Source organism: Streptomyces sp. CA-210063 (assembly GCF_024612015.1).
GTDB lineage: Bacteria > Actinomycetota > Actinomycetes > Streptomycetales > Streptomycetaceae > Streptomyces.
The window spans coordinates 1,972,281-1,994,377 of record NZ_CP102512.1 but is presented as its reverse complement, the minus strand read 5'-3'; the positions used below and the strand labels follow the sequence as shown (position 1 = coordinate 1,994,377).

The window sequence follows — 22,097 nt, the reverse complement described above, 5'->3', positions numbered from 1 at the left end:
CGGCACATGAATCTGTGAGAGGGAGAACACCTCATGACCATGCCCTCGGTGGCCGGTGCGGCACCATCGGCGGAGCCGTACCCACCGGAAAGCCCCGACATCTCGGCCCTGTCGGGCGACTGGCTCAACACCGACGGGGGAGCGGTGTCCAAGGGCCCTGTCCGGCTGACCGTCGCCCCGCGCGGAACGGGCCTCGCCGTACGGGCCTTCGGCAGCACGGCGGGCGGGCAGCCGTACGACTGGGGTGAGGTACCGGCGGTCCTCTACACCGCGCCGGGCACACCATCCCTGGCCTGGGCGTTTTCCTCCGTCTACGAACTCGGCGGATTCCGCACGGTTCTCTGCGCCTACTACAAGACGGGCATCCTGGTGGCCACCGCCTCCCGTGTCCCCGTCGACGGCGGCGGGCGCCCCGGCGAGTGGTCCCGCTCCTTCTTCCACCGGCTGGAGGAGGGCGCATGACGGCACCGCACACCGACCTGGCCGGGCTCACCGGCGGGTGGGTCAACTTCGACACCACAGCCCTCGGCATCCGGCTCGTCGACGCCGTCGAGGACGAGGGCCGACTCGCGCTGAGCATCGCCGAGGCCGGCCCCGGCGCCGTCGGCACCCGCACCGCACTCACCGCCACACCACTGGTGGACGCGGGCGGGGACGGCCCGGCCGTGGGCTTCCTCGCCGAAGCGCGGCTCGGCACCCGGGACGTCATCCTCTGCGGCTATCTCAACCGCGGCCTGCTGACCATCGACGTCCACACGGCCCACCCCGACGACCAGCGGGCGCCGAACACGATGTACCGCGCCCATTACTACCGTCCGGGACCCGCCCGGCCGTCCGGACCTCCGGAAGGGGTTCCTCTCCCATGACCGCCGACCTGGCGCACGGCTCGCAGGGGCCGCACGGCCCCGTTCTCGGGCATCGTGCCGCCCTGGACAGCGCACGGAAGCTGGCCGTGGAGACGTTCTCCGCCCGCGCGGACGACTACGACCGCAGGGCCGCCTTCCCCGCCGAGGACTTCGACGACCTCTTCGCCGCCGGGTTGCTGGCCGCCGCCGTGCCACACGAGTACGGGGGACTGGGCTTCGGCCCGCAGCAGCGCGACACGCTGCCCCTGTGGGAGCTGACGACCGTCCTGGCCTCGGCGGATCTCTCGCTGGCGCGCTGCTGGGAGGGACACGCCAACTCCCTGGTGCTCATCGACGCCCTGGGAACGCCCGAGCAGAAGCAGCGCTGGTTCGCGGGCGTGGTCGAGCGAGGGGAGAAGTGGGTGGCCTGGAGCGGCGAGCCCCGGGCCCCCAAGCCCGGGGAGACCAGCGGCTTCGGCACCACCCTCACTCCTGTCGAGGGAGGCTGGACCGTGCGGGGCACCAAGGCGTTCGCCACCAGCGCCACGGGCGCCCAGTGGGCCGTCCTGTTCGTCGACCCCGCCGGACCCGGCGGAGCACGGCACGCGCCGGCCGCCCGGAACGGCCGGGCGGCGGGCAGCGGACTGCTCATGCTCGCCTGCGATCTGTCGGACCCGACCGTGAGCGTCGACAGCGCGTGGTGGGACCCGGGGGGCATGCGCGCGACGGTCAGCCATCTGGTGCGGTTCGACGACACGTTCATCCCCCGGGACCACCTCATCGGCGCGCCCGGCAGCTATCTCACCGGGCACTGGCAGGCCGCGTTCGTCCCCCACTACGCCTCCAGCTTCCTGGGCGCCGCCCAGGCGGCGTACGACTACGGACTGGCGTACCTCAGGAAGCAGGGCAAGGGGTGCGACCCGTACGTACGGCAGCGGGCGGGCAGCATGGCGGTCAACGTGGACACCGCCCGCCTGTGGCTGCGCCATGTCGCCGCGTTGTGGGACGAGGGCAGGGTGGACGAGGCCAGGCTCGCGGGCAGCAAGGCCCGGCACGTCGTCGAGCACCTGGCGGAGGAGACCGTGCATCACTGCATCCGGGCCTGCGGCGCCCGCAGTCTGGTCCGTCCCAGCCCGGTGGAACGGATCCTGCGCGACCTGACCTTCTACCAGCGCCACGACAACGACGACCACATCCTCGCCACCATCGGTCGCGCGGTGCTCGGCGAGGACCACGACCCGTCCTTCCACCAACCCTGAGCCGAGTGAGGAGGGACGCGATGCCCGTCCCGGACTGTCGGCCCGTCGCCTTCCCCTTCGACACCCGTGTCCACTCCGAGGTGTTCGAGAGGCTGGCCTGGCTGCGCGAGAACGAACCCGTGACCCGTGTGGTCATCGCCAGCGGGCACGAGGTGTGGCTGGTGACCCGGTACGAGGACGTACGGCAGGTGCTCCGCGACCGGCGGTTCGGTGTGACGGCCAACACCGCGTCCGACGCGCCCAGGTTGTTCACGACTCCGTTCCCGCCCGGTGTCTCCCTCCTGCGGGACACCGAGCCGCCGGACCACGCCCGGCTGCGCCGGCTGGTCATGCCGGAGTTCAGGGCGCGCCAGGTCGAGCGGTCACTGTCGCTGATCCAGAAGATCACCGACGGGCTGCTCGACGCCATGGCCGGGACCGGCCCGCCCGCCGACCTCGTCGCCGACTTCGCACGCCCCCTGCCCATGGCCGTGATCTGCGCCTGGCTGGGCGTCCCGGTCGAGGAGAGCGACCGGATCCTGGCCCTGTCGGACACGATGAACGGCAAGGGCCCCCTGGAGCGGATCACCGGGGCCCAGCGGGAGATGTGCGACTACCTGGAGACCTTGATGGACTCCCGTCGTAGGAGACCCGGCGACGACCTGTTCAGCGCCCTGGTCGCGGCACACGACGAACAGGGCGCGCTCTCCGACGCCGAGTTGACCGGGATGGGCGTGAGCCTGCTGTTCGCGGGCCACACGGTGGTGACGACCGCCCTGACCTCTGCCCTGCGCACCCTGCTGCACCGGCCCGCCGACCTCGCCCGGCTGCGGCACGACCCCGCGTCGGTGGAGCGCGCGGTGGAGGAACTGCTGCGCTACCACCTGGTGCTGAGGGACGGTCAGATCCGGGTGGCCACCGAGGACGTGGACATCGCCGGGGTCACCGTCCGCGCCGGCGAGTCCGTCGTGGTCTCCCTCAACTCCGCCAACCACGACACGGATGTCTTCTCCGACCCGGAAGTCCTCGACCTGGGCCGTGACCCCAATCCACATGTGGCCTTCGGCCACGGCATCCACCGCTGTCTGGCGTCCCATCTGGCGCGGGCGGAGTTGCGCATCGGCCTCACCTCGCTCCTGGCCCGCTTTCCCGGACTGCGCCCGGCCGCCGCCGAGGTGTCGGCCGACTGGAAGGACCATCAGCGCCTGCAGGCACTCGCCGCCCTCCCCGTCAGTTGGTGAGCGCACATGGCCTTCCATTCCACCAAGACCGGCCAGTTCGCCTACTTCGACACCCAGCTCGGCCGCCCGGACTGGTCGGGGCGCAGGGTGCTGGACTTCGGCGGGAACATCGGCGCGTTCCTGGCGGAGGCCGCGGGACGGGTCGAGCCGTCGCTCTACTGGTGCGTGGACGTGTCGCGGTCCGCGATCGAGGAGGGCCGACGGCGCGAACCGGGGGCCCACTGGGTCTTCTACGACCGGTACAACCCGCAGTTCAACCCTGGCGGCGTCCGCGGGCTCGCGCTGCCCGACCTGGGGTCGCGTTTCGACTATGTCCTCGCGTACTCCGTCTTCACCCACACCCCGGACGACGAGACCCTGGAACTGGTGGACGCGCTGCGGTCGATGCTGACCGACGACGGCATACTCGCCTTCACCTTCATCGACCCGGGCTGGGCGCCACCGGGCGAGGGGCAGCAGCCCAATGTGCTGTGGCGACTGAGCAGTTGCTCCCTGGGGAACGCGACGGCGTCGCCCCCGGTTGAGGCGCACGTGGACGCCGCCGTCGAGCGGGCGCGCGAGGCGCCCTGGTGCGCGGTCGTGGACCAGAGCCTGCTGTTCGACGCCAGCGCCCCGGTCGGCCCGTGCGGACGGTACGACGTGCTCTGGAGCCCGGACCACGCGAGGTCACTGTTTCCGTCCGCCGAGGTACGCCCCCCTGCGGCACCGGAGCGGCAGCACTGCTGTCTGATCGGCCCGAAGGACTGACAGCGCCCGCCTTTGTGGGGCGGGCGCTGTCAGGGGACCGGCTGCCGGAAGGTGTCAGCGGCCGGCCGTGTTGGTGTGCCAGATCGCCTTGCCCTTGTTGTAGATGACTACATTCCCGTCGGTCTGGACGACGAGTTGGGCCTCCGGGTTGCCCGCGGTGCCGGAGCTGAAGAGCTTCTTGTCCTTGTTCTTCGGGTCGATGACGAAGAGCTCCCCGTCCTTGAACCACGCCTGCGCCTTCGGACCGGCTGCGGTCTTCGCCGACCAGCGGACCTTGTTGTTCTTGCTGTCGACGACCTGAAGGTCGCCGCCCTCCGTCAGGAACAGCCGCACCGTGCCCGAGTCGACGGTGTCCCGCTCCGTGTTGTCGAAGCTGTCGGAGGTGAAGACCGTGTTCCCGTGGACGACCATGTTGGTGTTCATCCGGCCCTCTGCCAGCTGGTCGATGACCGAGATCGACGGCATGAAGGCGTACACCGCACCCTCGGTCCGTACGAACTGGGCGAACTTCAGCGGGACCGGCTCGCTGCTGCCCTCGTGCACCCAGGAGACCACGGTCTCCTCGCCGGCCACCGGGTCGGCGCCGGCGGGGTGCGGGCCGGGGTCGATCTGCTCGTGGTGGGTGTTGGGGTTGGGCTGGGGGAACGTCTCGTCGTTCATCCAGTCCCGCTGGATGAACTCGAACTGCCGGTAGAGGTCGGCCTGGTACGAGACGAAGACCAGACCGCGGGGCGCGTCCGGGCCGTTGAGGGCCGAGGCGGACGGGTCGAACGGAAGGCCGTACGGAATGCCGCGGCGCATGAGGCGGCGGTGGTTGAACTTCGTGTCGTCGACGAACTGGGAAGTCCTGGGGTCCTTGAAGCCGTCCCTGGGGTTGGTCTTGCGCAGGTGGGACCAGAGCGGGGTGACCTTGCCCTCGGGGTCGTCCCTGAACGAGATCAGGTTGTCGCCCGACGATTCCGCGTTGTACGACATGTCGGCGTGCGGGCACTTCGCCACCGGGGTACCGCTGCGCCAGCGTCCGACGAGCCGGGCCGCCAGCCACTCGGTCGTCGCCTCCGGGGGCGCGGCCTTCGCCTCCTTCAGCACCTTCAGCTGCTCGGCCACGCCGGCCCACCAGCCGGGGACGTCCTGGGCCAGTCGGCGCACCACCTGGAAGGAGCCCTTCTGCGCCCACTCCGGGTACGGCAGGGGGTGCGGGCGCTCCCGCTCGAGGCCGACGACGAACTCGCCGGGGTTGATGAGGAGGGTGCCGGGGTGGCCCTTCTCGTAGAGCGGCTGCTCGGGGTCGGGCTCGTCGAGGTACTTGATGGCCGGCTCGCTGACGCCGTCCTTGAATCCGAAGTGCTCCCGGCCTCGGCGCGGACCTTCGAGGGTGGCGCCCTCCTGCTCGTAGACGGTGACGATCTTGGCGCGGGCGAGGTCCTGGCGTACGTCTCCCAGGGTGGCCCGCAGCACGTGCGCCTGGTCGGCGGCGAGGGTGAGCACCGCGTGGACGTTTCCGCCGCCGAAGTTGCCGAAGAGCCAGTTCTGTGGGGCGTTCTGCCCCGTGTCGCCGAGAGCCGCCGCACGGTTGGCCGGGCCCTCCATGAAGGCCTTCAGGGGGCCGTCGGTGCTGTTCTTGCCGACGCCGGGCAGCGGGTTGTTGCCGGTGAGGAACTTCAGCCCGTCGAAGGTGAAGCTGATGCCGTACCACAGCGCGTTCAGGTTCTTCGGATCGTCGCCGCCCGAGTACTGGCGGGCCCGGGAGAACTCCCTGTTGAACTTCGCCACCTGGCCGGTCGTGGCGATGAGCGGCCGCAGCTGTTTTAGCCATGTGCGCGTCATCTGCTGGTCCTCGAACCGCAGGAACACCAACTGCATGTGGTCCTTCTTGAACCCGGCGAGTACATCGCCCTGGATCTCGGTGTCCTCGCGCAGGAACAGCTGGGATTTCGGGTCGGTTGGCTTTTGGGGATCGGCCGGCGCCGTGTACGTGGACATGCGTGCGCTTCCTCCGGGGAATTTCGGCGGCATGTTTTCGGGTCTCCCGTACCCAGCGGAAATGGCGGTGAGTGGAGATTTCGAGCCAAACCTCCCAATGCCATGGATGTTCACCCGGTTGGTGGAGCGCATGCCAGGCGCACCATTCTTGACCGTGCGCCGGTGATATACCCCCGTGCCCCTGATGACCCTTCCGACGTGCATGGAGTGCGTGATTCCTGGTATTTGTTCTTGTTGTTGCAACGGCAGTGTTGCCGGAAAGGATGTGGACGCCTCGGGGCATGTGTTCGTCGCGGGTCACGTCTTGAATTTCCTTTCTCTGGATTTCGATCCCTGATTTCCTCAGGTGGCTAGGAGAGCCATGCCTCCAAAAAAGATTTCTGCGGCCTTTTCGGTGTGCGCGCTGGTATCCGCGCTGGCCGTCACGGCAGGGTTGGCCGCGCCTTCCGTATATGCGCATGACGGTGCCCATCACGAGGGCACGGGCGCGGGCGAAGCCAAGGTCCATGTGCCCGAGCGGCAGGTAAAGAAGGAGATGAGAGCCGACGAGGCCGCCGTCCTGGGTAAGGAGCACGCCCGGGAGCACGCCCGACTCCGGGCGACGGCCAAGGCCCTGGGTGAGTACCCGCAGACGACCCGTACCGAGCGGCTGAAGAAGCTGACGGAGTCCCAGACGGAGACCAACAAGCAGTACGCGCCCGGCCAGTTCGGCCGGTTCGCGGAGTACTTCCCCTCGCCGGACTACGGCGACCACATCGCCATGCTGCCCACCGGCAAGGTACTGCTCTTCTCCTTCGAGCCGATCGAGGACAACCCCCAGAAGGAGACCGCGCCCACCGACGTCATCGGCAAGGAGAACGCGGGTCGCGCGTATGTGTGGGACCCGGACAAGGGCACGGGGCCCGACGCGTTCAAGAGTGTTCCCCCGCCGATGGTGGTGATGCCGGACGGCAAGAACGAGGAGCGCCCGGCGCCGTTCTTCTGTTCCGGCCACGCGTTCCTGCCCAACGGCATGGTGGGCGTGTTCGGCGGCAACCTCGGCGGCAACGGTGGCAGCGGCGCCAAACTGTCACTCGTCTTCGACCCGTGGACCGAGACCTGGCACCGCAACCAGGACATGTCGGTCGGCCGGTGGTACCCCGGAGTCGTGGAGGGCAAGGACGGCCGGCTGCTCATCATGTCGGGCCAGTCGGAGATCGGCTGGGGCACCCCCACACCCGTCGTCGAGCGCTTCCCCGCCAAGTCGCACCCGGTGCCGTGGCAGCGGGACGACGTGCCGGTGAACGTACCGGTCGACAGGTTCCGTGCCGACGCGCCCTTCAGCAGGGACTACCCGCACCTGTTCTCGCTGCGCGACGGCAGGATCTACGGCCTGGGCCGGATGCTCAACGAGCAGTACGTCTTCGACCTGGACACCGAGTCGCGGGGGAAGCTGCCGGACCGGCCCAACATTCCCTGCAAGGACGCGAGGGACGGCAACGGCGAGGGCTGCAATCCGGAGCGCATCAACGGCTCCGCGGTGGCGCTGCCCAACGGCTACGAGGGCCCGGACTCGGTGCTGATCCTCGGCGGCAACCGGGATGACGCGAACACCTACGAGCTGGTCAAGGGCGCGAGCTGGACCAAACGCGAACCCCGTGCGTTCGGCCGGTCGAACGACAGTACCGTCATCCTGCCGGACGGCAAGCTCTTCACGGTCAACGGCTCGTTCCACATCCGCAACTACGGCAACGGCATGTACAACCCGAACGCGCTGCCGAAGTACCGGCACACCGAGGCGCGCGAGGCGGACGGCAGCTGGAGGCTCGGCCCGGTCCAGCGGCTGCCGCGCGGCTACCACTCCAACGCGGTGCTCATGCCCGACGGGCGGATCCTGGTCACCGGGGACGAGGCCCAGCAGATCGCCAACGACCCGGACATCAAGGACGACATGCACGGCAGCATCGAGATGTTCGAGCCGTGGTACATGCACGTCGGCAACCGGCCCCAGCTCAACAGGGTCCCGGCCGGGGCGCTGACCTACGACTCCGCCTTCTCCGTGCAGACCTCGACGCCGGGACGCGTCAACAGGGCCGTCCTTGTGGCACCGTCGACCGCCACGCACTCGACGAACTCCAGCCAGCGCCACCTCCAGGTGAAGATCAACAACCGTGACGGCAACAGGCTCAGCCTGCAGACCCCGGCGACGTCCGCCGACGCCCCACCCGGGTGGTACATGCTGTTCCTGCTGGACGAGCGAGGCGTGCCGAGCACGGCGAAGTGGGTGAAGCTGGAGCCCGCGCGGGCCACGTCCCTCGTCGGGCGCTGATCGACGGATCACCCGTCCCGGGCCGCCCCCTGCCGAGCCGGCTTTCCCGGCGGCAAGGGTCGGCCCGGGGGCCGTAGTCAAAGGTGGCGCGGCTGCCCGGTCCCGGCGCTGCGAACGCGTCGTCCGGGAGGTCTTCGGGATCGAGGCGGCCGTCCGAGGTTCGGATGCTTCGGGTGGGCACCATGGGAAAGGGCGGTGCCACCCCGCAGAACAGCGCCGAACTCAAGGCGGAGGAGTCCAAGACGAAGCGCGGCCCTGCCCATGGCACGGACAAGGGCACCAAGGGCGGTGGGAAAGGTGGAGGTGTGCCGCCGGACCAGCGCTCCGAGCACCCTTGATACATCAGGACGCTCCGAGCACCCCTGATACATCGAGAAGGGTGCCGAAGGCCGCGGTGAGTCCTCGAAGCGGGACAAGGAGATCGCGGCACGGACACCGGATGTCCGGCGACGCCCGCGAGGTCACGGCCGTGATCGCGTCCCTCGCGGGCCCGGACCCTTCTACGAAGCACCGCACACATGATCGACTGATTCACTCGTTCGGCGGCAGTCTGAACCGGCCGCCGATTCCTTCAGGCGCCTGGCCTCAGTCAGGCATTCTTCGAGCCCGGCAGTCAGAACGCCCCTGCTGCGGGAGCCCGGCGACGCAGCGCGTTCCGTGCGGGACGAAGAGTGAGAAATGCGCTTGTTCATGACGAGCTGTCTCCAAGTGTTTGAGACAGCCGGGACAGCGGCACTCGCGAATCCGTAGCACGAGCCCCGCAAGCCACCGGGACGGAGCGGCCACCCCATGCGCACCCTCGGCATCAACGCCCTGTTCCTCGACCAGGCCGCGACCGCGCCCGGACCGCCCACCCGCCACGAAGGGACGACGATGCCCTTGACCAGCGCGCTCATCCCGCCCGCGGCGACCTGGCACCGGCTGAGCGGACCCCGGCGTCACCGCGACGTCCCCTCCTGGCGCGAGGTGGCGGCATGAGCCCCGTCAAGGCCGTGCTGTTCGACCGCGACGGCACCCTCGTCCATGACGTCCCCTACAACGGCGACCCCGACCGGGTCCGCACGGTCGACGGAGCCCACGAGGCGGTCGGCCTGCTGCGCTCGCGCGGCATCCGCACCGGGGTCGTCACCAACCAGTCCGGCATCGCGCGCGGGCTGCTCACCGACGCCGACGTGCGCCGCGTCAACCGCCGCGTCGACGAGCTCCTCGGCCCCTTCGACGTCTGGTCCGTGTGCCCGCACGGCCCCGACGACGGCTGCCACTGCCGCAAGCCCGAACCGGGCCTGATCCTGTGGGCGGCCGGCCGGATCTGTACCGCGCCCGCCGACTGCGTCGTCATCGGCGACATCGGCGCCGACGTCGAGGCCGCCCGCCGGGCGGGCGCCCAGGGCATCCTCGTCCCCACCCCGCGGACACGGCCGGAGGAGACGGCGAGCGCCGACCATGTGGCGCCGGACCTCCTGACCGCCGTACGCGCGGTGCTGACAGGGCCACCGCTCCGGAGCGCCCTGGCCACCGAAGCCGCCCACGACGCCGACGGGAGGCCACGGTGAAAGCGCCCGGCACCCGCCTCGACAGCTTCGGCGACGTACCGCTCGACGGGCCGGCCCGCCTCGCCGCCGCTGTCGGCACCCCGTCGTCTCGCTCTGCGCGCCGGACGCGCCTGGCGCGCCGGCCGAGCGCCGCGGCCGTACGGCGTGCCCTGCGTGCTGCTCGGCGACCGGTCGGTGGCGCCCTGCGTGGCCCCGTCGAGAGAGCCGATGGGGGAGATATGTCCTCCGCACCGACCTGCCCGAGGCCGCGCCGCTCGAGGAGTGGGGCGGGCAGGCGGTCCTGCTGGCGTACCTCGACGGCCGCTCCGCCACCGCGCCGACGGCACGTGTACGGGAAGGAGCCCCATGAACACGCCCCCCCGTCTGCTCGTCCTGCGCGCCCTGGGCCTCGGTGACCTCCTCGCCGGTGTCCCCGCGCTGCGCGCGCTGCGCCGGGGCCTCCCGGACCACGAACTGGTGCTGGCAGCCCCGGCCGAGCTCGCCCCCGTGGCGGCCGCGACGGGAGCGGTCGACCGGCTGCTGCCCGCCTCCGCCCCCGGCCGCGCCGTACCCCGCAGCCTCGACTGGACCGGGCCCCCACCCGACGTCGCGGTCGACCTGCACGGCAACGGGCCGCCCAGCCACCGGCTCCTGCAGACCCTGCGTCCCCGCCGGCTCCTGGCCTTCGCGCACCCCGACACGCCCGAGATCGACGGACCGCCCTGGTACGCCGAGGAACACGAACGGGACCGCTGGTGCCGCTTCGTCGAGGCGTACGGCATGGCCGCCGACGCCTTGGACCTACGGCTGCCCCGCCCGGCGGACCCGTCCCCGGCGCCCGGCGCGATCGTCCTGCACCCCGGTGCCGGAGCGCCGTCACGCTGCTGGCCCGTCGACCGCTACGCGACCGTGGCCACCGCCCTGCGCGAGCGCGGCCACCGGGTCGTGGTCACCGGGGGAGCCGGCGAGGAGGACCTGGTGGCCCGGCTGACCAAGGAGGCGCGGCTGCCCGACACCGACGTGTTCGGCGGCGGCCTTCCCTTCGGACGGCTCTCCGCGCTCGTCGCCGGCGCCCGCGCCGTGGTCAGCGGCGACACCGGCATCGCCCACCTCGCCGTGGCCCACGCCGCCCCCTCCGTCACCCTTTTCGGCCCCGTGCCGCCCAGCCGCTGGGGCCCACCCGCGCATCCACGCCACCAGGTCCTGTGGCACCCGGGCCCGGACGGCGACCCCCACGGGCGCCGCACCGACCCGGTCCTGTCGCGTATCCGCCCCGAAGACGTCCTGGAAGCCTTCGGCCGACTCACCGACATCCCATGACCCACCGACATCCCATGCCCCACGCATCCGTCGGCGTCGTCATCGCCACCCGCAACCGCGCGCCCTCGCTCGCGTGCACCCTCCGCCACCTCCTCGACCTGCCCGAGCGGCCTCCCGTCGTCGTCGCCGACAACGCCTCCACCGACGGCACCCGCGACCTGCTCGCCCGCGGCTTCCCCCAAGTGCGGGTGCTGAGCCTGCCGTTCAACCGGGGGGCCCTCGCCCGCACGGACGGAGTGCGCGCCCTCGACACCCCGTACGTGGCGTTCAGCGACGACGACTCCTGGTGGGCGCCCGGCGCGTTGTCCGGGGCCGCCGACCTGCTCGACCGGCATCCCGCGCTCGGAGCGGTCACGGCACGCATCGTCGTCGAACCGGACGGCACCGAGGACCCGATCGTCACCGAACTGCGCGACTCGCCCATCCCCGGGCCGAGCTGGCTTCCGGGACCGGCTCTCGGCTCCTTCCTCGCCGCCGCGACCGTACTGCGGGCCGACGCCTTCCGGGCCGCCGGCGGCTTCCATCCCCGGCTGTGGCTCGGCGGCGAGGAGGAACTGCTCGCCGCGGACCTCGCCGTCGACGGCTGGTGGCTGACGTACGCCGACCACCTGACGGCCCATCATCATCCGTCGGTCGTCAGGGACGCCACGCTGCGCCGGACCCACGGCATCCGCAACACCCTGTGGTTCACCTGGCTTCGCCGCCCGGCGGGTCGTGCACTGCGCCGCACCGCGTACCTGGCCCGCACGGTCCCTCGCGACACCACGTCTGTGCTGGCCTTCGCTGAGGCGGCGGCCGCGTTGCCGTGGGTGCTGCGTGAACGGCGGGTGTTGCCGGCGGAGGTCGAGTCACGGTTGCGGCTGCTGGAGGATCCCCAACGCCGGTCGACCGCCCGCCGGTACACGGGCTGAGCGGGGCCACGCCGGCATCCTGGCCGGAGATCCACGACCGCCCCGCCCGCCGCTCACGGCTCCGACCCCGTCCAGGCCGGGGAAAGCCACTCCAATGGACCTCCCGGCGGGGTCCATTGCCACCGGGCCCCGTCGTGTGGCGCTCACGGCCGGGGGTTGGCTGCCCTCCTCCTCGGCGGCCCACGGTCCGGACGCTGCGACGGCGTACTGCTGGGCGCTGCGACGGCGTACTGCCGGGCGCGTGCATGTGCCGTGCGCTGCCCGCCGGTCAGCCGGCCGCGTTGTCGACGCGCAGCCGCACCTGCTCCTCCAGCCGCTGAAGGCTGCTCTCCAGGGCGTCGCGGACGGCCTTCTCGCCCGGGTCGTGGCTGTCGTCGAAGAACGACAGGTGCACCGTCACCTCACTGGCTCCGCTGCCGATACCCGCTACCTGGAGCCACCCCGCGTAGCTGCCTTGGTCGCGGGTCCCCCATTCGAGCCGCATCTGGTCCCGCTGGGCGCGGAACAAGGCGGAGGTGTCCTCGTCGGTGCGGTCCTCGTGCACGGTGACGGCGGGAAGATCCCCGGCGTTCACGTGCAGGTCCTGCGGCAGCCAGGTCTCCAGCTGGTCGACATGGGCGGCCTGATCGAAGATGTGTTCGGGTAGTGCGGGCATCGTCCGTGAACGTTCGTACTCGGTCATCGCGGAACCGTCCTAGCCTCGGGGTCGTACGGCGGAACGCGTGCCCGGCCCGCCCGAACCCAATCCCCGCCGCTACCGGTCGCCCATGGCGCGGTGATCGAGGGGGGAACCGTCCGGGCAGGCCGGGGCCATGGTGTCGACTCGGCCGAGCCGACGATGAGCGCGGATTCCACCGTCTTGCTAGTCGTTGCCGAAGACGGACTTCTGCACGTCGTTGGGTCCGTCGAACTGCTTCGTCCCGGACTGGGAGATCTTCTTGACGACGGCGTCGTCGGCGCCGTTGTTCTCGGCCAGCGAGATGAGATCGTCGCTGCTGGCCGGATAGTCGGCGTCCTTCAGGGCCTTCTGCAGGTCGAGGGGACTGATCTCTGCCATGGCGTTCTCCGTTCCGTGTGGCGCGGGGCCGCGCCGCCGGCCGGTACCCGACGGGCTGCCGTGCCAATCGATGTTTGCGACGATGCCGAAGCCGCCCCCGTCCGCCTGCCTGGTCAGCTCCGCCGTGCGGATGCCCTGCGTCCTCCCCCGTAGCCCTGAACGGGCATGGGAGGTGCCCCCAGGCGTCGTGGCGCCAGTCCATGGCGTAGGCGGCCACCCGTTCGGGTGGCAGCGGAATGACGTGGTCAGCCGTCACGTCGACCGTCATGACTTCACGGTCCTCTGCCCCATGCGTCCAGGGTGCCCCGCAGCGGCGACGGATGCGCGTTGCCGCCGCTGCGTGAGCGGAGCCCCGCAGCCGGTCACCAGCCGGTCACCAGCCGGTCACCAGCCGGTCACCAGCCGGTCAGCAGGAGGTGGTTGAGGAGCAGGGCGAGGGCGGCCTGGGTGGTGAGCCAGGCGCGCGGCCGGGTGAGGAGAGCGCAGGCCGGGAGCAGCCACAGCGCGAACGGCAGCCAGATCCGTTCGGTCTCGGCCTTGCTCATCCCGGACAGGTCGGCGACCAGCAGGGCGAGCGCGGCGGCCGACACGAGCAGGGCGAGGCGGAACTCGGCATCGGGGCCGCCGGGCCGGCCCGGGCGGGGCAGGATGCCGTCCCGCCGCCGGGGTACGAGGCGGTGGCGCCGCCGGACGAGCGTGACACCTGCCCGCCGCAGGCCCGCCACGGTCGCCAGGCCCACGACGAGCACCGTGCACGCGAGGTTCGCCCACACCCAGTAGCCGTACGGGCGGAAGCCGCCGGCACCCTGGTGGTAGCGCCGGACCAGCAGGTGGTACGCCTCCCACCAGTCGAACCCGGCGAGGGTGAACAGCAGCGGGACGACGGCGAGGCCGGGGAGCAGGAGGAACAGCCCCCGGGCGGGATGCCGGAGCTGGTGCCGCCCCAGGACCAGCACGCCTGCCGCGATCAGAACGAACAGCGTGAGCCCGTACGACAGGTAGCAGGTCAGGCCGAAGAGCAGCCCCGAGCCGAACGCCGCCGTCCGGCGTCGGAGTGCCGTGCGTCCGGTCAGCGCGAGCGCGAGCAGGGCCACGGACCACGCGGCGACCGCCGCGAAGTAGCCGTCGGCGGAGGTGCCCATCCATACCGCGGCCGGCGCGAGGACCAGGAAGGGTGCCGCCCGCCTCGCCAGGGCCTCCCCGGCCACGGCCCGGACCGTGACGAGCACGGCCGCGCACGCCGTGGCGCCGACGGTGACGCACCAGACGCCGGCCCATGCTCCGCCGCCCAGACCGATCCGGTCGAGCAGCACGAAGGTGAGGGTGGCCGCCGGCGGGTGTCCGGCGACGTGCGGGGGCCACTGGTCCGGGGAACCCTCCAGGATGTGGCCGGTGAAGGTACGCAGGGTGCCGGGGATGTCGTCGAAGCGGTCGATGACCTGGAGGTACTCGTACCTGGTCGTCAACCGCCGCGCGATCCCGCGGTGCCAGCCGTCGACGAGGGCGAGGGACCACGTCCAGGCCATGGCGGTGGCCCAGGAGGTCCACAGCAGGGAGCGCCAGGGCAGCCGGGCGGCGAGCTGAGGGCCGTACGCCACGACCGCGACCGCGACGGCCAGTGCGGCCGGGGTGCCGGGGCCGGTGTGCGGCAGCCAGTTGGCGTACAGCGGTGGCCAGCCCACGTGGAGGACGTCCTTGGCGCGTTTGATGGCGACGCCGACCAGCGCGGCGGCCACGACGAGCAGGACAGCGGCCACGGCCGCGTACAGATCGCGCCGGAGGTCGCGGTCGCGCAGAGCACTGTCGCAGAGGTCACCGTCGTCGGGAGCACGGTTGCGGAGATCGCGGGTCACGCGGGAACGCTAGGCCGGACGGCCGTCCACGGCCCCCTGACAGGCGCAGACGTCAGCGTTTCGTCATGGGTCGCGGCCCCTCTCGCCCGGGCCTCCGGACCTACGGTCGGGGCATGGCACGGACTCCTTCCTCCCCCGCGTTCTGGCGCAGCCCGCTGCGCGGCCCCTGGCTGACCTCCGTACTCGGGGTGGTGCTGCTCGCCGGGGTCATGGTGCTGTTCGTGACGGGGCTGCTGTCCTACGCGGCGTACAACCCGGGACTGTCGCCCGTGAACGACCAGACCCCCGACAAGGGGATCCTCGGCTTCTACCTGTTCGCCTGGCCGACCGACCCGCCCTGGCTGTACCGCCTCAACCAGGGCGTGCACGTCACGCTCGGCATCACCCTGGTCCCCGTACTGCTGGCCAAGCTGTGGTCGGTGGTGCCGAGACTGTTCCAGCTGCCGCCCGTCCGGTCGCTCGCCCACGCGCTGGAGCGTCTGTCGCTGCTCCTGCTGGTCGGCGGCGCCCTCTTCGAGTTCGTCACCGGGGTCCTCAACGTCCAGCTCGACTACCTCTTCCCCGGCTCGTTCTACCCCCTGCACTTCTACGGCGCCTGGGTGTTCTTCGCCGCGTTCGTCGCGCATGTGGTGCTGAGGGCGCCGACGGCGCTGCGTAACCTGCGCCGCATGCGGGAGCGGGCGCGCGGCGGGGAGCCGGAGGCTCCGCCGGTGTCCTCGGCGGAGCCCTCGCTCGTGTCCCCGGACCCGGCCGAGCCCACCACCTCCCGACGCGGGGCGCTGGGGCTGGTCGGAGGCGGCTCGCTGCTGCTGTTCGTCACCACGGCGGGGCAGAACTTCGACGGGCCGCTGCGGGCCACCGCCCTCCTCGCCCCGCACGGCGGTGCCGAGCCGGGCAGCGGCCCCGGCGGCTTCCAGATCAACAAGACGGCCGCGTCACGCGGGATCAGCGCGGCGGAGACGACCGAGGAGGCGTGGCGGCTGACGGTGACCGGGCCCGGCGGCACCGTACGGCTCAGCCGGGCCGATCTGCTCCAACTTCCCCTGCACAGCGCGGCGTTGCCCATCGCCTGCGTGGAGGGGTGGTCGACCTCCGACCAGTGGTGGCGGGGCGTACGGCTGCGCGACCTCGCCGCCCTCGTCGGGTACGAGGCCGACGCGCCGCCCGACGTCCTGGTGGAGTCCCTTCAGCGGCGCGGTGCCTTCCGCAGGGCCGCCCTGCGCGCCAACCAGGTGCGCGACGCGCGCTCCCTGCTCGCCCTGGACGTCAACGGGGAGCCGCTGACCCCCGACCACGGCTACCCGGCGCGTGTCATCGTGCCCGCCGCGCCCGGTGTCCTCAACACCAAGTGGGTGGCCCGGATGACGTTCGGAGACCTGTGATGGGGAAGTTCCGTCTGCCGCTCGGCAGCCCGTTCCACCTGCTGCTCCTCGCCTGTTCGTTCGCGTTCGCCGGATATGCGGGGGTACGGCTGTTCGCGGACGACTGGTTCGAGGTCGCGCTGTGGTTCGTGGGCGCGGCGGTGGTGCACGACCTGGTCCTGCTGCCGCTGTACGCGATCGCCGACCGTGCGGTCGTACGGGCTTCCGAGGCGGCCGGTCACCGCGAGTGGGTCACGTATGTGCGCGTACCGGCGGCTCTCTCCGGGTTGCTCCTGCTGGTGTGGTTCCCGCTGATCAGCGGCAGGGTGACGGACCGCTACGCGTCCGCCACCGCGCTCTCGGCGGACGGCTTCCTGCCCCGCTGGCTGCTGATCACGGCCCTGCTCTTCGGTGGCTCGGCGCTGCTGCTGGCCCTGCGGCTGCGCAGGGCGACGAAGGACCGGCCGCCCGCCGTCCACTGACCGGCGGCGCGCCAGCCGAGCGGACGGGCGCACCGCAGCAGCGCCGGCGTGCCGAGCCGGGCCCACGGGAACGGGGCATCACCGGCACCGCTGCTGCCGGCCGTCTCGTGGGGGTTGCCGGGACCGCTTCTGTCGGCCGTCTCGTGGGGGTTGCCGGGACCGCTGCTGTCGGCCGTCTCGTGGGGGCTGCCGGGACCGCTGCTGTCGGCCGTCTCGTGGGGGCTGCCGGGACCGCTGCTGTCGGCCGTCTCGTGGGGGCTGCCGGGACCGCTGCCGCCGGCCGTCTCGTGGGGGCTGCTGAGGCCGCTGCTGTCGGCCGTCTCGTGGGCGCCGACGGGACTGCTGCCGCCGGCGGCCCCCACGAGGCGGACCTCGACGCGCTCGTCCACGTCCGCGGGGACCGTCTCGGCGATCAACAGCCCGCCGGGGAGCAGTAGTTCACCGAGTCGACGGAGCAGGGCGCGCGGGTCGCCGCCGATGCCGAGGTTCCCGTCGAGGAGCAGGGCGGTGCCCCAGCGGCCCTCGCCGGGCAGCGGTGCGAAGACCGAGCGCCGCAGGGCCTGCCCGCCGAGTCCCACGGTGTGGGCGACGGCCGCCTCGCTGACGTCGATACCGAGTACGGGCCGTCCCAGCGCGGCGAGTTCCACCACCAGCCGTCCCGGCCCGCAGCCCACGTCCAGCACCGCTCCCTCGCACCGCCGGAGGACCTCCTGGTCCACGGCGTCGGCGCGGGCGCACCACCGCTCCACCTCCAGGGGCAGCAGCCAGCCGTCGTCGCGACGCAGGAAGAGCGGGCCACGGCCGGTGCGCAGGGCCTTGGCGTAGGGATCCCCGGACCAGGACCTCCCCGGGGTCTCCTGTTGCGCGGTGCTCATCGGCGGGTGACCGCCCGCAGCCGGGCCAGCTCCGCCGTGAACCGGCCATGCGGCGCGATCGCGGCGACCGCCTCCGCGTCGGCGGCCGTGTCGACGTCCCGCAGCCGTGGCAGATCGCGGACGCGCAGGCCTGCGGCGACGAGCCGGGCGCGCTGTACGGCGCCGGTGGCGGGCGTGGACATGGGCACGCCGCGCAGGAGGCCCGGGTCCGGTTGGGCCAGGCCCAGGGCCCAGAAGCCGCCGTCCTCCGCCGGACCGAAGTACGCGTCGCACTCGGTGAAGTCGACGGTCAGCAGCTCCGGGGTGACCTGCGGGGTGTCCATGCCGATGAGCAGGGCCGGGCCGTCGCAGCCGGCGAACGCCGCGGCGAGCCGTTCGTCCAGTCCGCCCGCGCACTGCGGTACGACGTCGAAGCCGGGCGGCAGCCAGGGGCCGGGCTCCCCGGCCAGCACCAGCACGCGACGGCGCGCGGGAGTGGCCGCGACGGTGCGCAGGGTGTCGACCAGGGCCGCCTCGGCGAGCGCCGCCGCCTCGATGGCAGTGAACGGCGGGGTGAGCCGGGTCTTCACCCGTCCTGGCCTCGGCTCCTTGGCGATGACGAGGAGCGTGGTCATCGGCGGGTTCCTCCCGCGGTGACGGGCGCGGACGGTTCGTTCAGCACGCGGCTCATGTCCCGAACCGCCTGCCAGGTGCCCCGCCAGGTGCCGGTCACCTTGGAGGCGCCGGTGCGCGGCAGGTACGGCACGTCGTGCTCGGTGACACGCCAGCCCGCGTCGGCGGCGCGCACGACCATCTGCAGCGGATAGCCGCTGCGCCGGTCGGTGAGACCGAGGGCGAGCAGCGGCTCACGGCGGGCGGCGCGCAGCGGGCCGAGGTCGTGCAGGCGCAGCCCGGTGCGGCGGCGCAGCATCAGGGCCAGCGCCAGATTGCCTGCCCGGGCGTGCGCGGGCCACGCCCCGCGGCCCTGCGGGCGGCGCCTGCCGAGCACCAGGTCGGCCCGCCCGTCGGCCACTTCGCGTACGAAGGGGACGAGGAGCGACGGGTCGAGGGAGGCGTCGCAGTCGCAGAAGCACACGAGGTCGGCCGTGGCGGCGGTCAGCCCGGCATGGCAGGCGGCGCCGAAGCCGCGGCGCGGCTCGTGGACCACGGTCGCCCCCAGCTCGCGGGCGAGGTCCGCCGAGCCGTCGGTGGAGCCGTTGTCCACGACGAGGGCACGCCAGCCGGGTGGGACGCGGGCCAGGACCCAGGGGAGAGCCTCGGCCTCGTCGAGGCAGGGGAGCACGACATCGACGTCCGGCGATGTGGGAGAGGTCGTCACGGCTTTCACCCTACGAGGACGAAGTGCGCATATCAGACTTCGGGTTCTTACGAAACGCGGACGTGAGAGACCCCGCGTGCCGGGCGGGCGGTGCGGGAGCAGGGCAGGGTGCGACGCTGGCGGCATGCAACAGCAACCGAGTGGGCCGGCGGCGGCCCGCATCCTGGTGGTCGACGACGACCCCACGGTCGCCGAGGTCGTCGCCGGATACCTCGACCGGGCCGGATACGTCGTGGACCATGCCGAGGACGGCCCGGCCGCGTTGGCCCGTGCCGCCGCCCACTGGCCGCACCTGGTGGTGCTGGACCTGATGCTGCCCGGCATGGACGGCCTGGAGGTGTGCCGCCGGCTGCGGGCACACGGCCCGGTGCCGGTCATCATGCTCACCGCCCGGGGCGACGAGGACGACCGCATCCTCGGCCTGGAGGTGGGCGCCGACGACTACGTCACCAAGCCGTTCAGCCCCCGCGAACTGGTGCTGCGCGTCGAGTCCGTCCTGCGCCGCGCACGGCCCGATGCGGGTACGGGCCTCCTGCGTTCGGCCGGCCTCACCGTCGACCCGGCCGCCCGCCGTGCCGCCCGGAACGGCTCCCCACTCGCCCTCACCGTCCGGGAGTTCGACCTCCTCGCCTTCTTCCTGCGCAACCCGGGCCGCGCCTGCAGCCGCGAGGACCTGATGCGCGAGGTGTGGGGCTGGGACTTCGGCGACCTGTCCACGGTCACCGTCCACATCCGCCGGCTGCGCGGCAAGGTCGAGGACGACCCGGCCCGGCCGCGGCTGATCCAGACCGTGTGGGGCGTCGGCTACCGCTTCGACCCCACCCCCACCCCGGTCGACGCCGATGGCAGGGAGGACTGACGATGGGCGACACCCTGCTGATAGCGCTGTTCGCCTTCCTCGGCGCCGGTGCGGCCGGACTGCTCGGCGCGGCCGCGCTGTGGCTGCTGCGCCGCCGCTCGCTCACCACGTCGCTCACCGTCGTCGCCGCCGTCGCGGTGACCGCCATGCTCGCGGGCACCCTCGCCGTGGCATGGGCGATGTTCCTCTCCGCGCACGACCTGACCGTGGTGACGACGGTCGTGGCCATGGCCGCCGTGGTCTCCCTGGCGACCGCCGTCCTCCTCGGCCGCTGGGTCGTCGCCCGCAGCCTGGCCCTCCAACTCGCCGCCCGTTCCTTCGGCGACGGCGGCGACTTCGCGGCCCCCGACGGCCCGGCGACCGCGGAACTCGCCGCACTGAGCGCCGAGTTGGCCGCCACGAGCGCGAAACTCGCCGCGTCACGGGAACGCGAACGCGCGCTGGAGTCCTCCCGCCGCGAACTCGTCGCCTGGATCTCGCACGACCTGCGCACCCCGCTCGCCGGACTGCGCGCCATGGCCGAGGCACTGGAGGACGGGGTGGCCGCCGACCCCGACCGCTATCTGCGGCAGATCCGCACCGAGGTCGAACGCCTCAACGGCATGGTCGGCGACCTCTTCGAGCTCTCCCGTATCCACGCGGGAGCCCTCGCCCTCACACCGTCCCGCATGTCCCTGTACGACCTGGTGGGCGACGCCCTGGCGGGCGCCGATCCGCTCGCCCGTGAACACGGGGTCAGACTCGTGGGCGAGAGCGTCGAGCCGGTGCCGGTCGAGGTGGACGGCAAGGAGATGAGCCGGGTCCTCGGCAACCTGCTGGTGAACGCGATCCGCCGCACCCCGGCCGACGGCACGGTCGCGGTCGCGGCCGTACGCTCACCCGAAGGGGTCGTCGTGTCCGTGACGGACGGCTGCGGCGGTATCCCCGAGGAGGACCTGCCGCGCGTCTTCGACACCGGCTGGCGCGGCACCCATGCCCGCACCCCACCGGCCGGCGCGGGCCTGGGCCTCGCCATCGTCCGGGGAATCGTGGAGGCCCACCGGGGCTCCGCCACCGTACGCAACATCCCCGGCGGCTGCCGCTTCGAGGTGGTGCTGCCCGCAGCCGCTTCCTGAGGCAGACAGCACCACCGGTCCAGGGGGTCCTACGCGTCACGCAGGCCGGCCCGCGCGAACTCCCGCATCCCCTCCGCGAAGGCGACCTCCGCCTTCCAGCCCAGCTCCGCCCGCAGCCGCGAGGAGTCGGCGGTGATGTGCCGTACGTCCCCGAGCCGGTACTCCCCGGTGACGACCGGCTCGGGCCCGCCGAACGCGGCGGCCAGCGCCCGCGCCATCTCCCCGACCGTGCGTGGCTCGCCGCTCCCGGTGTTGTACGCGGTCAGCGCACCCTCGGCCGAACCCGCCTCCAGCGCCGCGACATTGGCCGCCGCCACATCCCGTACATGGACGAAGTCCCGCCGCTGCCGCCCGTCCTCGAACACCCGGGGGGCCTCCCCACGCGCGAGCGCCGAACGGAAGAAGGAGGCGACGCCGGCGTACGGGGTGTCGCGGGGCATCCGGGGCCCGTACACGTTGTGGTAGCGCAACGACACCGCCGCCCCGCCCGTGGCCCGTGCCCACGCCGCCGCCAGATGCTCCTGGGCGAGCTTCGTCGTCGCGTACACGTTCCGCGGATCGGCCGGCGCGTCCTCGCCCACGAGCCCCGGCGACAGTTGCTCGCCGCATGCCGGGCACAGCGGCTCGAAGCGCCCGGCCGAGAGGTCGGCGACGTCGCGTGGCGCCGGCCGCACCACCCCGTGCCGCCCGCACGCGTATCGCCCCTCCCCGTACACGACCATCGACCCGGCCAGCACGAGCCGCCCCACACCCGCGTCCGCCATCGCGGACAGCAGCACCGCCGTCCCCAGGTCGTTGCGGGACACGTACTCCGGCGCGTCGGCGAAACCCGTACCGAGGCCGACCATGGCCGCCTGATGGCACACGGCGTCGGCCCCGGCGAGGGCGCGGCGGACCGCTTCCCCGTCCCGTACGTCCGCCCGTACGTCCGCCCGCGCGTTCTCGCGGACGTCGAGCACGACGGGCTCGTGCCCGCGCGCCGCCAGCGCCTCCACGACATGGGACCCGATGAACCCGGCACCGCCGGTGACCAGTACACGCATGAGCCCCAC

22 protein-coding genes are annotated in these 22,097 nt (G+C 72.4%); 14 read left to right on the top strand and 8 right to left on the bottom strand.

Translation table 11 applies throughout. The annotated features are described in order from the left end of the window. Nucleotides 1–33: 33 nt before the first annotated feature. The 5 genes from JIX56_RS08660 to JIX56_RS08640 are packed head-to-tail and all read left to right on the top strand — an operon-like array spanning nucleotide 34 to nucleotide 4,071. Nucleotides 34–462 carry a hypothetical protein gene (locus JIX56_RS08660; protein WP_257538188.1) on the top strand — a complete coding sequence of 143 codons (429 nt, stop codon included), beginning with the start codon at nucleotides 34–36 and terminating at the stop codon, nucleotides 460–462. Then, the gene (locus JIX56_RS08655; protein ID WP_257538187.1) at nucleotides 459–866 is read left to right on the top strand and encodes a hypothetical protein; all 408 of its coding nucleotides are present in this window, start codon (nucleotides 459–461) and stop codon (nucleotides 864–866) included. Before JIX56_RS08660 ends, JIX56_RS08655 begins: the two co-directional genes overlap by 4 nt. Continuing rightward, entirely contained in the window at nucleotides 863–2,104 is a 1,242-nt protein-coding gene (locus JIX56_RS08650) for an acyl-CoA dehydrogenase family protein (RefSeq protein ID WP_257538186.1), read from the top strand. Before JIX56_RS08655 ends, JIX56_RS08650 begins: the two co-directional genes overlap by 4 nt. Before the next feature lie 20 nt (nucleotides 2,105–2,124). Further along, nucleotides 2,125–3,324, top strand: coding sequence for a cytochrome P450 (locus JIX56_RS08645; RefSeq protein ID WP_257538185.1), 1,200 nt, complete (start codon nucleotides 2,125–2,127; stop codon nucleotides 3,322–3,324). Nucleotides 3,325–3,330: 6 nt separating this feature from the next. Next, a complete protein-coding gene (locus JIX56_RS08640; protein WP_257538184.1) occupies nucleotides 3,331–4,071 on the top strand; it encodes a class I SAM-dependent methyltransferase in 741 nt (246 codons plus the stop codon). A gap of 54 nt (nucleotides 4,072–4,125) precedes the next feature. Here the strand turns inward: JIX56_RS08640 and JIX56_RS08635 are convergent, their stop codons facing one another. Next, nucleotides 4,126–6,054: a Dyp-type peroxidase gene (locus JIX56_RS08635; RefSeq protein WP_257538183.1), complete on the bottom strand. Its 1,929-nt coding sequence runs from the start codon at nucleotides 6,052–6,054 to the stop codon at nucleotides 4,126–4,128. Nucleotides 6,055–6,589: 535 nt separating this feature from the next. Between JIX56_RS08635 and JIX56_RS08630 the strand changes: the two genes are divergently transcribed. The 6 genes from JIX56_RS08630 to JIX56_RS08605 all read left to right on the top strand — a co-directional run bounded on the left by JIX56_RS08630 (nucleotide 6,590) and on the right by JIX56_RS08605 (nucleotide 12,125). Beyond that, complete coding sequence (locus JIX56_RS08630; RefSeq protein WP_257538182.1) at nucleotides 6,590–8,362, top strand: galactose oxidase early set domain-containing protein; 1,773 nt, start codon at nucleotides 6,590–6,592, stop codon at nucleotides 8,360–8,362. 173 nt (nucleotides 8,363–8,535) lie between these two features. Further along, complete coding sequence (locus JIX56_RS08625) at nucleotides 8,536–8,700, top strand: hypothetical protein (RefSeq protein WP_257551549.1); 165 nt, start codon at nucleotides 8,536–8,538, stop codon at nucleotides 8,698–8,700. 451 nt (nucleotides 8,701–9,151) lie between these two features. Continuing rightward, nucleotides 9,152–9,340 carry a hypothetical protein gene (locus JIX56_RS08620; RefSeq protein WP_306819834.1) on the top strand — a complete coding sequence of 63 codons (189 nt, stop codon included), beginning with the start codon at nucleotides 9,152–9,154 and terminating at the stop codon, nucleotides 9,338–9,340. Then, on the top strand, nucleotides 9,337–9,915 hold the full coding sequence (locus JIX56_RS08615) for a D-glycero-alpha-D-manno-heptose-1,7-bisphosphate 7-phosphatase (protein ID WP_257538181.1): 579 nt from the start codon (nucleotides 9,337–9,339) through the stop codon (nucleotides 9,913–9,915). Before JIX56_RS08620 ends, JIX56_RS08615 begins: the two co-directional genes overlap by 4 nt. 345 nt (nucleotides 9,916–10,260) lie before the next feature. Further along, complete coding sequence (locus JIX56_RS08610) at nucleotides 10,261–11,214, top strand: glycosyltransferase family 9 protein (protein WP_257538180.1); 954 nt, start codon at nucleotides 10,261–10,263, stop codon at nucleotides 11,212–11,214. 14 nt (nucleotides 11,215–11,228) lie between these two features. Next, nucleotides 11,229–12,125 (top strand): glycosyltransferase family 2 protein, encoded by an 897-nt coding sequence (locus tag JIX56_RS08605; protein WP_257538179.1) that lies wholly within the window; start codon nucleotides 11,229–11,231, stop codon nucleotides 12,123–12,125. 268 nt (nucleotides 12,126–12,393) lie between these two features. Here JIX56_RS08605 and JIX56_RS08600 read toward each other — a convergent pair whose 3' ends face one another. The 3 genes from JIX56_RS08600 to JIX56_RS08590 all read right to left on the bottom strand — a co-directional run bounded on the left by JIX56_RS08600 (nucleotide 12,394) and on the right by JIX56_RS08590 (nucleotide 14,978). After that, nucleotides 12,394–12,807, bottom strand: a complete 414-nt coding sequence (locus JIX56_RS08600) for an SRPBCC family protein (RefSeq protein WP_257538178.1) — start codon at nucleotides 12,805–12,807, stop codon at nucleotides 12,394–12,396. A gap of 180 nt (nucleotides 12,808–12,987) precedes the next feature. Then, nucleotides 12,988–13,182, bottom strand: a complete 195-nt coding sequence (locus JIX56_RS08595) for a DUF2795 domain-containing protein (RefSeq protein WP_257538177.1) — start codon at nucleotides 13,180–13,182, stop codon at nucleotides 12,988–12,990. A gap of 395 nt (nucleotides 13,183–13,577) precedes the next feature. Next, nucleotides 13,578–14,978, bottom strand: a complete 1,401-nt coding sequence (locus JIX56_RS08590; protein ID WP_257550785.1) for a hypothetical protein — start codon at nucleotides 14,976–14,978, stop codon at nucleotides 13,578–13,580. Nucleotides 14,979–15,148: 170 nt separating this feature from the next. Between JIX56_RS08590 and JIX56_RS08585 the strand changes: the two genes are divergently transcribed. After that, entirely contained in the window at nucleotides 15,149–16,417 is a 1,269-nt protein-coding gene (locus tag JIX56_RS08585) for a molybdopterin-dependent oxidoreductase (protein ID WP_257538176.1), read from the top strand. A gap of 316 nt (nucleotides 16,418–16,733) precedes the next feature. Here JIX56_RS08585 and JIX56_RS08580 read toward each other — a convergent pair whose 3' ends face one another. From JIX56_RS08580 to JIX56_RS08570, 3 genes are read right to left on the bottom strand one after another with little or no spacing between them, the layout of a single operon-like run. Further along, nucleotides 16,734–17,753 (bottom strand): class I SAM-dependent methyltransferase, encoded by a 1,020-nt coding sequence (locus tag JIX56_RS08580; RefSeq protein WP_257538175.1) that lies wholly within the window; start codon nucleotides 17,751–17,753, stop codon nucleotides 16,734–16,736. Then, nucleotides 17,750–18,367, bottom strand: a complete 618-nt coding sequence (locus JIX56_RS08575; protein ID WP_257538174.1) for a TIGR04282 family arsenosugar biosynthesis glycosyltransferase — start codon at nucleotides 18,365–18,367, stop codon at nucleotides 17,750–17,752. The genes JIX56_RS08580 and JIX56_RS08575 overlap by 4 nt, the downstream gene beginning before the upstream one ends. Beyond that, nucleotides 18,364–19,080 carry a glycosyltransferase family 2 protein gene (locus JIX56_RS08570; protein WP_257538173.1) on the bottom strand — a complete coding sequence of 239 codons (717 nt, stop codon included), beginning with the start codon at nucleotides 19,078–19,080 and terminating at the stop codon, nucleotides 18,364–18,366. Before JIX56_RS08570 ends, JIX56_RS08575 begins: the two co-directional genes overlap by 4 nt. Before the next feature lie 115 nt (nucleotides 19,081–19,195). Here JIX56_RS08570 and JIX56_RS08565 point away from each other — a divergent pair, with 115 nt between their 5' ends. Beyond that, on the top strand, nucleotides 19,196–19,930 hold the full coding sequence (locus JIX56_RS08565; RefSeq protein ID WP_257538172.1) for a response regulator transcription factor: 735 nt from the start codon (nucleotides 19,196–19,198) through the stop codon (nucleotides 19,928–19,930). A gap of 2 nt (nucleotides 19,931–19,932) precedes the next feature. Next, nucleotides 19,933–21,045: a sensor histidine kinase gene (locus JIX56_RS08560; RefSeq protein WP_257538171.1), complete on the top strand. Its 1,113-nt coding sequence runs from the start codon at nucleotides 19,933–19,935 to the stop codon at nucleotides 21,043–21,045. A gap of 29 nt (nucleotides 21,046–21,074) precedes the next feature. On the opposite strand, the gene JIX56_RS08555 is transcribed toward JIX56_RS08560, so the two are convergent. After that, nucleotides 21,075–22,088, bottom strand: coding sequence for an NAD-dependent epimerase/dehydratase family protein (locus JIX56_RS08555; protein WP_257538170.1), 1,014 nt, complete (start codon nucleotides 22,086–22,088; stop codon nucleotides 21,075–21,077). Nucleotides 22,089–22,097 lie beyond the last annotated feature (9 nt).